Raw genomic sequence first — 12,201 nt, forward strand, 5'->3', positions numbered from 1 at the left:
CTCACTTAAAAACGTTAATTTAAAATCGTAGCTTAAAAAAGTGCACTAACTTGCACTTGGTCGCGGCCCAAACGTTTTGCTTGATATAGTGCTTTGTCAGCACGTTCAAATAATGGTGACCAAGTTTTATCTGTGCTCGATAGGGAAGCGGTACCAACACTAACCGTGATGTTTATTTGCTGTTGATCATTAATCACAAACGGGTGCTTAGCGCACTCTTCGACAATACGTTCGGCGATAGTTAACGCTGCATCTGTGTTGGTAAATGGCGCAATAATGGCAAATTCTTCACCGCCAACTCGGGCAAAGGTGTCTTCCTCGCGCACAAATTGTTTAATTAACAGGGTTAGTTGCATTAACACCTTATCGCCCACATCGTGACCATAGTTGTCATTCACTGCTTTAAAGTGGTCAATGTCGAAGAGGATCAAGGATAAACGTTGCTGATGACGAACCGCCTTATTGTGCTCTTCCAGCATCATATTGTTAAAGTGACGCTTATTGAAAATTTTGGTCAAAGGGTCTGATAGGGCCAAAGCGTGTAGCTTTTGGTTTTCTTCAAGTTGGTGCTGCAGCGATTGAATTAGGGCTTCTTTTTCCGAAATATCACGTATGGTCGCAAGTGCGATTTTCCCTGCTCTGGTCGGAATTAGGTTAAGCGTTACTTCAATGGTTAGTGGGCGGCCAGCATAATCGAGAATGGCCAGTGATTTTTTAAAAAGGCTGTCTCCGGTATAGCAAGGATCGAAATACTGTCTGAATGCTTGCTGGTATTTTTCCAGTTTAGCAAGTGGCACTAAACTAAAAACACTTAGCTGTTCTAGTTTGTTGCGAGGGCAGGCAAATAATTCTTCGGCTTGCTGGTTAGCTTTAATAATATTGCCACGGACATCCAGCTTTAAGTTAGCGTCTGGTGCCATTTCAAATAGTCGCTCACTTTCTTCCAGTGCCAATTTAACTGACGCATAGGCATGATCGATTTTCTTAAGGCTTGTTCGGTAACGCGCTTCACTTTCTTTTAGTGCGGTAATATTGCTGTGGACACCAAGCATGCGATAGGGTTGGTTGTTGCTATTGCGAATGACGATGCCGCGACAGCGAATCCAAACGGTGGAACCATCTTTGTGACGATAGCGAACTTCTTGGTCGTAAGGATGGTTTGGATCATCGCAGTGCTTTTGAAAGTTTTCCAGTGCTAACTGCAAATCATCTTGGTTGATAATATCTTGCCACTCTGAAGCGCGGTGTGATTTTTTTGTCGGATCATAGCCAAGCTCAGTCCAAAATCGATCGCTCATCCATTCATTTTCGGGCTGCTCTAGATCCCAATACCACATGCCATCAGTGGCGCCAGATTGTAAAAATTCAAAAATCTTCGCATCTTCTTTTATTAGAGAATACAGTTCCTTTTTTAAATAATTTTCACTTCTGGGCATCGAGGTAACAAGCTATTAACAAAAAATTGCGCGGATTTTAACGAATTGCTTAACGCTTAACCAATGATAAATTGTAATTAATCGATATCGAGTTGGTATTAAAGTTAGTTCGCCTCACCTAAATGCGCGTACGGTATAAGTTATCGCCAGTTATGCTTGCTTTTTTAGCGCCAGCCTTGATAATTGCCGCTCAAGGTAAGTGCTTGGGAATGGGGTGAAAATCCTCAACTGTACCCGCAACTGTAAACAGAGCAGCCTATTTGCCAAAAAATCGTTCATTTTGAGCGGCTAGAACTGGTAAACCACTGAGTGTTGAAGTGCTAATGCGATGAGCTAGCGAACAAACTTGGGAAGGTGTAGGTCGAGATGCTGTTAGTCAGGATACCGGTATTTACCACTTCATATTAACAAGTCGAGCGGGTTACTCGGGCATTGTCATTTCGGTCTAACTGGCCGGGCTTTGCTGTGCAACTGCGCCGACATTTGGCGGCTATCGTAACGATAGCTTGTTGATACTGGCTAAGGCTATGCAGCGAGCAGCACAAGCAAACGCGACTATAACTTCAGATCCTAGTTTAAGTGGGCAACAGCTCGTGGTCACTGATCTGGGGTGGCAAACTGGTCGCAAAATTATTTTAAGCGAGATTAATTTTCACCTAAAACAAGGTGAATTTGTTGGCTTACTTGGCCCCAATGGCGCCGGTAAATCCAGCTTATTACGTTGTTTGTATCGCTATCACAGCCCTACGACTGGGCAAGTACATTATCAAGGCCAACTGCTCGACACCTACAGCCAACAAGCCTACGCGCAACAAGTGGCGGTGGTATTACAAGAATCACCAAGCTTTTTTAACCTCTCGGTTGCTGATGTGGTGGAGTTAGGTTTATTACCGCGCACCTCAATTTGGCATCGCACTAGCCGCAATGAACAGCAGCAAGTGCAACAAGCCCTAACGCAAGTGGCGATGCTTGATAAAGCGAAGCAGAGTTTTGATTCCCTTTCTGGTGGTGAGAAACAGCGCGTTTTGATTGCCCGCGCCATGGTGCAACAACCTAGCTTGCTGATCATGGATGAGCCCACTAGCCACCTTGATGTTAAATACCAAATTCAAATTATTAACTTAGCTAAATCGCTTGGTATTACGGTACTTGCCTCTTTTCATGATTTGAATTTAGCGAGCGCTATGTGCGATCGGTTACTAGTACTTAGCAATGGCAAACTAGTGGCCGATGGCGCGCCAAATCAAGTGCTCACTCAAGCGTTACTCGCCGAAGTGTTTGGCGTGAATGCCCAATTGCAGCCGCACCCCGAGCATGGCAGCCCGTTAATTACTTATCAATACCACTCAGAGCATAAATTAGAAAGCTCGGCAGAACTGGGGGCTGCGCATGATTAGTCGTACCAAGAGCTCAACACTATGGTTTGTCGGGTTATTGAGTTTGTCATTGTTCTCGCTGGTGTCGGCCCTGTCTTTTGGCGCGGCGGAGATTAGCCTTGAGCAAGCGTTTTATGCCGTTATTGGCGATGTTCAAGCTGCTGAGCCTACTGACTCCGTTTTACCCGCTGAGCAAGCCGTCGCAACAAGCGCTGCCTTAGCTGAGCAAATTATTTGGCAACTCCGTATGCCGCGCACGTTATTGGCCTTGATTGCCGGTGGCGGTCTTGGACTGGCCGGACTTATGCTGCAAACCGTGACCCGCAATCCACTCGCTGATCCCTATTTATTTGGTATTTCGTCAGGGGCAACCGTTGGTGTCGTGCTTTTTATGACCTTTGCCGGCAGTGCACTTGCCACAGCACTTGGCCAAAGCGAGAGTTGGCTATCGCCGCTAGTGAATCAACTGAGCTTATCGTTTGCCGCTTTTATTGGTGCACTAGTTGCCATTGCGATTTTGCTAGCAGTTGCAGGTTCAGCTATTGGTCGGCAGGTTGAGTCTATGCTGTTAGCGGGTGTCGCTTTGTCTTTCTTATTTAGCGCCATTACTAGCGTGACCTTATATTTTAGCGATCCACAGGCGATCAGCGCGGTGATCTTCTGGACCATGGGCAGCTTTGCTCGCGCCCAGTGGTTACAACTTATTTTGCCCTCGGTGTTATTGTTAACCACGTTAGCGGCGGTATTACTGTTTCGTCGTCAGCTTTCGGCCTTACTGTTAGGGGATGAAAGTGCGATTACTTTGGGCGTGAATGTCGCAAAATTTCGCTTGGTTATGCTGCTGTTAAGTTCTTTGTTAACCGCAAGTTTAGTCGCCGTGTGCGGTGGTATTGGCTTTGTAGGCTTAATGATCCCGCACATTGTTCGGCTATTTGTTTCACAAGCGCAAGTGATTCACCCAATTGCTGTTTGTTTACTCGGTGGCGTGTTTATGGTCTGGGTTGATGTGATTGCCCGCACCTTGTTATCTCACCAAGAATTACCGCTCGGTATTATCACAGGGCTACTGGGTAGTGGCTTTTTCTTGTCGTTAATGGTGGTGCGCTATCGCCGCCAAAGCCGCTAAAAGTAACGAGAAGGTGCAATAATGACTGGGAAAACTCGAGATACTATGCAAACCCTATCTATGCAAACCTTGATGATACAGGGCACCACCTCTGATGCGGGTAAAAGCACGCTCGTTGCAGGTTTATGCCGCGCTTTGGCAAACCGTCAATTTAATACCGCACCATTTAAACCACAAAACATGGCACTTAATAGCGCGGTTGCGGCAATAGGAGAAAGTGACGAAGTCGGCGAGATTGGCCGTGCTCAAGCACTACAAGCAATAGCCGCAAAAGTGCCTGCGCAAGTGGACTTTAACCCGATTTTGCTGAAACCAAATTCCGATACGGGTGCGCAAGTAATAGTGCACGGCAAAGCGATTAATAATATGGAAGCGGCAGCTTACCAAGACTATAAAAAAATCGCGATGGATGCAGTGCTCGACTCTTATCAACGACTGAGTGAGCAGTTCCAATATTTATTGGTGGAAGGGGCGGGCAGCCCAGCTGAGATTAATTTACGCGCAGGCGATATTGCCAATATGGGCTTTGCCGAAGCAGTCGATTGTCCAGTAATTATTATTGCCGATATCGACAAAGGTGGCGTGTTTGCTCATTTAGTGGGAACACTAGCTTTGCTATCGCCCACTGAACAAGCAAGGATCAAAGGCTTTGTGATTAATCGTTTTCGCGGTGATATTAGTTTGCTGCAATCTGGGCTTGATTGGCTTGAACAAGAAACCGGCAAGCCAGTACTTGGGGTTCTACCTTACCTGCATGACTTGGCACTAGATGCCGAAGATGCGTTAGCACTTGCCAATGTTAATGACGCTAAAATTGAACAAATTAACATCGCGGTATTGCTAGTGCCGCATATTTCCAATCATACCGACTTTGATAGCCTGCGGTTAAATCCGTCGGTTAATCTTCATTATGTGCGGGTCGGGCAAGCCATTCCTGCCTGCGATTTGATTATTCTACCGGGCTCGAAAAACGTAATCGGTGATTACCAGTTTTTAGCCGCGCAAGGGTGGGCAGAGCAAATCAAGCAGCACTTACGCTATGGCGGTAAAGTACTGGGAATTTGTGGCGGTTTACAAATGCTGGGTGATAAAATTTGCGATCCCCGTGGTATTGAATCAAGTGTTGCTGAGCAAAGTACCCTAGGTCTTGCCGACTTTACTACCGAGCTCACCGAAGAAAAGGCACTTGTGCAAGTTACTGCTGAGCTCTTGCTTGAGATTGAATTGGTTGAAAGAGAATTGCTCGAGAATAAATTAGCAGCAGAATCTATCGTTATTCAAGGCTATGAAATCCATTGTGGTATTAGCCAAGGAAGCGCAATGGCACAGCCCTTTGCCCGTTATCGCAATCAGCAAGGGCAATTAATTAGCGATGGCTTTATCTCAAGCGATGGGCAAGTGATCGGCACCTACTTACACGGTTTATTTGATAAACCTGCGCCAACCCAAGCAATTTTGCACTGGGTTAAACCACAGTCGGCAGTACCTGCCTTGGATTTAGATCAGCACCGCGAGCAAGAGCTAGAACGCTTGGCTACGGTTTGTGAACAGCATTTAAATATCGACAGATTATTAGACATAACACGGGAGTTTTATCGTCATGGCAATGAGTGACATGGATAAATCGACAAATCGTTCGGAGAACCACCAAAAGCGCCAGCAACGACTGAAAGAAAAAGTTGATGAGCGTATTTCGGCAGCGCAAGAAGAACGCGGCATTTTGCAGGTTATCACCGGCAATGGTAAAGGTAAAACCACGGCTGGTTTTGGCACAGTAACACGTGCTGTGGGTCATGGCTTAAAAGCAGGTGTAGTGCAGTTTATCAAAGGGACTTGGGACTGTGGTGAGCGAAAGCTATTAGAAAAGTTTGATGTGCCGTTTGTCGTCATGGCAACCGGTTTTACGTGGGAAACGCAAAATCGCGAAGCCGATATCGCGGCAGCGCAAACCGCGTGGCAAGGAGCTAAAGAAATGCTTGCCAACTCTGAGCTCGACATTGTTTTGCTTGATGAGCTGACCTATATGCTGAGCTATGATTATTTGCCGGTTGATGAAGTGATTGACTGTTTAGCCAATCGCCCTAAGCATCAGTTTGTTGTGGTTACCGGACGTGCCGCCCATCGCAAATTGCTAGAATTGGCTGATACCGTTAGCGAAGTGAAAAACGTCAAACATGCATTCGATGCTGGCATTAAAGCCCAAGTTGGCTTTGATTACTAAGCTATGTACTAAGTTATGATTTTGTCGAAAAGCTCAATTACTAGCTACTTTCTTCTGCTGTTTGTATTGCTAAATTGCTTTGCTGTGGAACAAGCAATGGCATTAGAAATAGCCGCAGAAAAAGTACCGGATGCCGCTAGTCTAGAAACCACGTCTGCGCCCAAACCTGCGCAGCGTATTGTTGCGCTTGCGCCGCATATTGTAGAAATGCTCTATGAAATTGGCGCCGGCGATCGCATTGTTGCAACAGTTGACTATGCCAACCACCCAGAAGCGGCCAAGGCAATTCCGCGCATTGGCGGACACGCGGGGATTAGTATCGAAAAATTGCTTAGCTATCAGCCCGACTTAATCTTGTTTTGGCAAGGTGGCAATCAGGCACAAGACTTAGCCAAAATGCAAGAGCTGGGCTTAAACGTACAGCTTAGTGAGCCAAAAGCACTGGCTGATGTTGCCAAAGAGTTGGTGATGCTTGGCAAGCTTACCGGGCAAGAAGCATTAGCTCAGCAAAAAGCGGATCAGTTTATGACGCAACTGACCAACATCGAAGCGCAATATCAAGACAAACAAGTATTGTCGGTGTTCTATCAGCTATGGTCTGCGCCTTTAATGACCATTAATCAAGACAGTTGGATCAACCAACTGGTGACCAGCTGCAATGCCAATAATGTCTTTGCCAATGCACCAACCAAAACGCCGCAAGTTAGTGTTGAAAATGTCTTGGTGGCAATGCCAGATGTGATTGTTATCCCAGATGCCAGCAGTGCTAAAGGCAACAAGCAGCCGGATGCTGGCTGGCAACACTGGCCGCAAATTCCTGCGGTGAAAAAGCAGCAAATTATTCATACCAATGGTGATGTCATGCATCGCTTTAGTAGCAATATGCTGGTGGGCTTGGCCGATATGTGCCAGCAACTCGATAGCTTTCGTGAATAGCGTATAGCAAGCACATTGCTGATAAAGAAATTTCGCGTTAACGCTAGAGAAATCATCGCTAGAAAAGTTAACGCCGTTTAGCCAACGTTATTAGGCTACATAGCAGGGTTATTTAGGGGAAGCTGATGAGAGTTCAGCGCTGCCCCCGCAACGGTAATATGGCCGCTCTGAATAGTTAAACATTAGCTGTGAGCCATAAAGCCCGATTACCTAAATAGCTTTAATTTAATAAAGACTTAATAAAGTCACTAATGCAGTACTTGGTGCGGTGGGCATCAATAATTGAGGACATATGAACATAAAACACTTATCCAAATTAGCAGTGGCTATCGGCGCTGCAATCACTGTAAATGCCAACGTTTACGCCCAAGCTCCTTCTGTCGCTGATGAAGAAGTTATTACCGTAACTGGCAGTCGCTCGCCGGTCAACATCGATACCGCGCTTGCTAGCGTGGTTGTGATCACGCGTGAAGATATTGCTCGAATTCAGCCAAAATCACTTGATGATGTGCTTGATACCATTCCGGGTATTGATATCACTAACCAAGGTGGTCGTGGTCAAAATTCATCGCTGTTCTTGCGTGGCACAAACTCAAACCAAACGTTAGTGCTGATTGATGGCATTCGTGTTAGCTCTGCTAGCTTGGGTTCAACCAACACGCAAATTATTGCACCTGAACTGATTGATCGTATTGAAGTAGTGAAAGGGCCTCGTGCCGCGATTTGGGGTTCTGATGCCATTGGTGGCGTGATTCAAATTTTCACTCGCCAACTTGAAGGTAGCGAATATATTGCTGGTGTCACAGTGGGTGCTGATGATTATCGCCAGTACAAAGCAGGCGCAGGCATCGCACATCCAGACGGCAAGGGCCATACCAGCATTACCTTGAACCGTGAGAAAAGCGATGGCTTTGACGTGTTAAAAACTGCTGAAGATGACAACGATGGCTACGAATATGACTCGGTCGCGATCAAAGGTCAGCAGCAAGTTAACAGCCAACTAGCAATTGACTGGTTAGCGCGAGCCGATCAAGGTGATAATGAATATGACAATGCATTTGGTGGTGCCAACGAAGCAGAAACTCGTAACCACGCTTGGTTAGTACGTGGTACTTACAGCCAAATTATTGGTCATGTACAAAACCACACCACTTTGTCTGTTGGTCAAAATCGTGACTACTCGGAAAATTACCTTGATGGTACCGATGTTTTCACAACGGTATTTGAAACACGCCGTGATCAGTTTTCGCTAGTAAACCATGCGCAAGTTTTCCCATTTTTACAGTTCAACTTAGGCTTTGACTACTACAACGAGCAACTCAACAGTACGACTGATTTTGCCGAAGACGAGCGCGATGTGACAGCGTTTTACGCTCATAGCTTGTACAGCAAAGATGACTTAACGGTTGAAGCGGCGATTCGCCATGACGATGTTGAAAATGTTGACTCAGAAACCACTTACAACGCAGGCATTGGCTATCAAATCAATGAAGATACACGCATTGCGCTAAATGCAGGCAGTGGCTTTAAAGCGCCAAGCTTTAACGACTTATACTTCCCAGCCAGCCAGTTCTCCTCAGGTAACCCAGATCTGCAATCGGAAACTTCAGATACGATTGAGTTAGTGTTCGAAACGAACTACGCCAACGTTGATATGGCGTTTAACCTGTATCAAACAGATGTCGATAACCTGATTGTTTGGCTGCCGGATGCAAATTTCTTCTTCCAGCCTACCAATGTGAATGAAGCAGAAATGTCAGGTATCGAGTTTACCGCGAAGTATCAAGGTTTTGGTGGTAACCACCAGATTAATGCGGGTTATGTTGATGCTGAAGACAAAGCGACGGGCGAGCAGTTAATTCGCCGTGCTAAAGATCAATTTAGCTACCAGTTCGACACTAATATTGGCGATTTATCGCTTTATGTGGAATACCAATATCGCGGCGAGCGTGAAGACAATGTGTTTGGTGTTGGTCGTGTAAAACTAGACAGCTACCACCTAGTTAACTTAACGGCTAGTTACCCTGTAACGCCAAACCTTTCAGTTGAATCGCGTATTACTAACGCGTTCAACGAAAACTACGAAACGGCAGTAAATTACAATACCCAAGATCGCGCTGCGTATATTGGTATAAATTACGCAATGTAGCGAGTTAACTACCGATAAGGTATTTCGACACAAAAAGTGAGGGCTAGCCCTCACTTTTTTTATTTCTAGAAATTGCCTACTTAGTAGTAACCCCTAATAGTTTAACTGACTGGTTTTACCCCAAAACACTTTATACGCAAAAATCGTGTAGCCAATAATCACAGGCAACACTATCACTGCGCCCCAGAAAATCACTAAGAGTGACGCTGGCGCACTGGCTGCTTCAAAAATCGTCAGTTGGTTTGGCACGATATACGGATAGAAACTGTAGGCTAAGCCACAAAAACACAAAGTGAAAATAATGATGGCGCAAACAAACGGGTACCAACAGCCAAAATCATCTGCCATCGGCACTTTGCGTAAGTAAAGCTCAACGGTGACAAACATAAAGCCAAACAGCATCACTAATGGGATCAAGATAAACACTTGCGGAAAGCCTAACCATTTGTCGGCAATAACAGGATCAATGGACAGGTTGGCGATACAAACTGCGATGATCCCTAATGCCATAAAGCGGTTCGACCAAATCGCCCATTTTGCCGAACGTTTTTGTAAATCACCTTCGGTTTTCATCACCAACCAAGCCGCGCCAACATAGCAGTAACCAGCGGTGACACAAATCGCAGAGAGTAGGGCGAACAAGGTTGCCGCAGTACTGGTATCAAACGCGGTTACATAGCGGCCTAGCATATAACCTTGGCACAGGGTAGCGATAAGTGAGCCGGCTTTAAACGCCAAATCCCATTTATGCTTGTCTTTACTCGGCGCTTTGGTGCGAAAATCAAAAGATACACCGCGTAAAATCAAGCCAAATAGCATGAATGCCGTGGGCAAATACAAGGCTTGCAGCACAATCGAATGGGCTTTGGGAAATGCGATCAACATTAAGCCAATCGCTAACACTAACCAAGTTTCATTGGCATCCCAAAACGGGCCAATTGAATAGATCATTTTATCGCGCGCGGCTTGATTGGCGGCCGCTTTGTCGGTGGGTAGCAATACGCCGACGCCTAAGTCGTAGCCATCTAAAATGGCGTACACCAGAAACGACAAGCCCATTAGTGCAATAAACACCATAGGTAACCAGTTTACTGTTGAGCTCTCTGTAACAAACTCCATCACAAACTCCTTTACAACTTTTTCAAACTAAAACGTATGGTGAATTATTGGGCGCTTATTGGCTCGCTTAGTGTTTCGCTTGGCGATTCGGTCGTGCTATCTGCTTGTTGCATATCTGCCAATTTAGGGTTTGTCGCTTCAAGCTTAACGGCACGATCTGCCATCACAAACAAGGTTTTAATATAGGCAATTAATAAGAAGCCATAAACCAGCAAATATAAGGTAAGTGACAAGGCGATATTTTCTGGGGCGATGCCTGTGGCAGCTTCTTTAGTGGTCAGTACACCTGACACTAGATAAGGTTGGCGGCCAATTTCTGTGACATACCAGCCGGCAAGTGTTGCTAGCCAGCCAGAAAAGGTCATGGCCACGGTAGTTTTTAATAGCCATGTTGGGTAGCGTTTTTTATAAACAAACTGATAACTGGCGAGCCAAGCGATGGCTAACATTAATAGCCCGATGCCAATCATTAAGCGAAAGCTGTAAAACACTGGGGCGACGGGAGGATGTTCACCCTTAAATTCATCTAGGCCACGAATTTCACCGTCAATTTCATGCGTTAGAATCAGGCTAGCTAAATTTGGTATGGCCACTTCAAAATGATTGGTGCGCGCTGTTTCATCTGGCACGGCAAATAACAGTAGTGGGGCGCCGCGTTCAGTTTGCCATACCCCTTCCATCGCAGCGACTTTCCCTGGCTGGTGTTCAAAGGTATTCAAGCCATGTAAATCACCGACAAAAGCTTGCAGTGGCATTAATATAGCAGCCAGTAGCACAGAAAAGTTAAGTGCATATTTTACTGACGACTTTTGATCCCCTTTAACCAAGCGATAAGCGGAAATACCAGCAATCAAAAAGGCTGCGGTCAGTGCCGAAGCTAGTAGCATATGGGCAAGGCGATAAGGCATGGAAGGGTTAAATACCACTTCATACCAGCTGGTTACGTGGGCTACGCCGTCGATCATTTCAAAACCTGCGGGCGTTTGCATCCAAGAGTTGAGTACTAAAATCCAGAAGGCCGATAGGCTAGTGCCAACAGCGACTAGCACAGTTGCTATGGTGTGTACGCGATTCGAGACTCTGTCCATGCCAAAGAGCATGATCGACAAGAAGGAGGCTTCCAAAAAGAAGGCGGTCATTACTTCATAGCCCAGTAAAGGGCCTGCAATATTGCCGACTTTTTCCATATAGCCGGGCCAGTTAGTACCAAATTGAAAAGACATAGTAATGCCGCTGACCACGCCAATGGCGAATGTTAGCGCAAAGATCCGCACCCAAAACCGATATACCCGCAGCCAAGCGTCATCTTGGGTACGGTTGTAGCGCCATTTGAAGAAAACAAGAATCCAACAAAGGGCGATATTGATGGTTGGAAATAAGATATGAAAACTGATGTTGGCGGCAAATTGAATTCGCGACAACATTAGGCCAGTTTCAGCAGCCAAATCGATAAAGGCCAGATTGATATAGGCAAGTGGACTAAAAGCAAACATAAGCACCTCCTTGGGCGCATTAGCTAAACGAATTCTTTTCAGCTTGACCGAGCCAACACCTAATAAGGTATGAACATGAAGTATCTAGGCTAGGCGAACACCATGCGAACTACTAAGCGAAGTACCATGCGAACTACTATGCAAATTAGGCATGCCAAAACACATTAGCGGCACACAGTCCGACTTTGTTCTATCATCAGCCTACGATACAGGCTCACATGCTCTGCTTGGTTGTTCGGCAACGCTGATCGCTACGAATCAGCTTTGCTGTGATAAAGATCATAACCCTGTCTAAACTGGGAAAAAGGGGGAGATGATCATTATCGGAATTAGTTTGTTTGCGCT

Annotated in this window: 9 protein-coding genes and 2 riboswitches; of the genes, 6 read left to right on the forward strand and 3 right to left on the reverse strand. The window is 45.8% G+C overall.

The window, feature by feature from the left end:
- Positions 1-32: 32 nt before the first annotated feature.
- A complete protein-coding gene (locus tag DXX92_RS01985) occupies positions 33-1,436 on the reverse strand; it encodes a sensor domain-containing diguanylate cyclase (protein WP_115998889.1) in 1,404 nt (467 codons plus the stop codon).
- Positions 1,437-1,602: 166 nt separating this feature from the next.
- Positions 1,603-1,843, forward strand: a riboswitch (cobalamin riboswitch).
- A 120-nt stretch (positions 1,844-1,963) separates the two neighbouring features.
- On the opposite strand from DXX92_RS01985, the gene DXX92_RS01990 reads away from it, so the two are divergent.
- The 6 genes from DXX92_RS01990 to DXX92_RS02015 all read left to right on the forward strand — a co-directional run bounded on the left by DXX92_RS01990 (position 1,964) and on the right by DXX92_RS02015 (position 9,244).
- Positions 1,964-2,833, forward strand: coding sequence for an ABC transporter ATP-binding protein (locus tag DXX92_RS01990; protein ID WP_115998890.1), 870 nt, complete (start codon positions 1,964-1,966; stop codon positions 2,831-2,833).
- Complete coding sequence (locus DXX92_RS01995) at positions 2,826-3,938, forward strand: FecCD family ABC transporter permease (protein WP_115998891.1); 1,113 nt, start codon at positions 2,826-2,828, stop codon at positions 3,936-3,938. Before DXX92_RS01990 ends, DXX92_RS01995 begins: the two co-directional genes overlap by 8 nt.
- Positions 3,939-3,998: 60 nt before the next feature.
- Positions 3,999-5,552 (forward strand): cobyric acid synthase, encoded by a 1,554-nt coding sequence (locus tag DXX92_RS02000; protein WP_116002263.1) that lies wholly within the window; start codon positions 3,999-4,001, stop codon positions 5,550-5,552.
- Position 5,553: 1 nt separating this feature from the next.
- Positions 5,554-6,159: a cob(I)yrinic acid a,c-diamide adenosyltransferase gene (gene cobO, locus DXX92_RS02005; RefSeq protein WP_115998892.1), complete on the forward strand. Its 606-nt coding sequence runs from the start codon at positions 5,554-5,556 to the stop codon at positions 6,157-6,159.
- 96 nt (positions 6,160-6,255) lie between these two features.
- Complete coding sequence (locus DXX92_RS02010) at positions 6,256-7,095, forward strand: cobalamin-binding protein (protein WP_116002264.1); 840 nt, start codon at positions 6,256-6,258, stop codon at positions 7,093-7,095.
- A 75-nt stretch (positions 7,096-7,170) separates the two neighbouring features.
- Positions 7,171-7,315: riboswitch (cobalamin riboswitch) on the forward strand.
- A gap of 72 nt (positions 7,316-7,387) precedes the next feature.
- Entirely contained in the window at positions 7,388-9,244 is a 1,857-nt protein-coding gene (locus DXX92_RS02015; RefSeq protein WP_115998893.1) for a TonB-dependent receptor domain-containing protein, read from the forward strand.
- 93 nt (positions 9,245-9,337) lie between these two features.
- Here DXX92_RS02015 and DXX92_RS02020 read toward each other — a convergent pair whose 3' ends face one another.
- Positions 9,338-10,363, reverse strand: a complete 1,026-nt coding sequence (locus DXX92_RS02020) for a cytochrome d ubiquinol oxidase subunit II (protein WP_115998894.1) — start codon at positions 10,361-10,363, stop codon at positions 9,338-9,340.
- Between the two features lie 44 nt (positions 10,364-10,407).
- Positions 10,408-11,787 carry a cytochrome ubiquinol oxidase subunit I gene (locus DXX92_RS02025; protein ID WP_245961536.1) on the reverse strand — a complete coding sequence of 460 codons (1,380 nt, stop codon included), beginning with the start codon at positions 11,785-11,787 and terminating at the stop codon, positions 10,408-10,410.
- Between the last annotated feature and the right edge of the window lie 414 nt (positions 11,788-12,201).

This window comes from Thalassotalea euphylliae, assembly GCF_003390395.1.
Taxonomy (GTDB): Bacteria; Pseudomonadota; Gammaproteobacteria; order Enterobacterales; family Alteromonadaceae; genus Thalassotalea_F; species Thalassotalea_F euphylliae_C.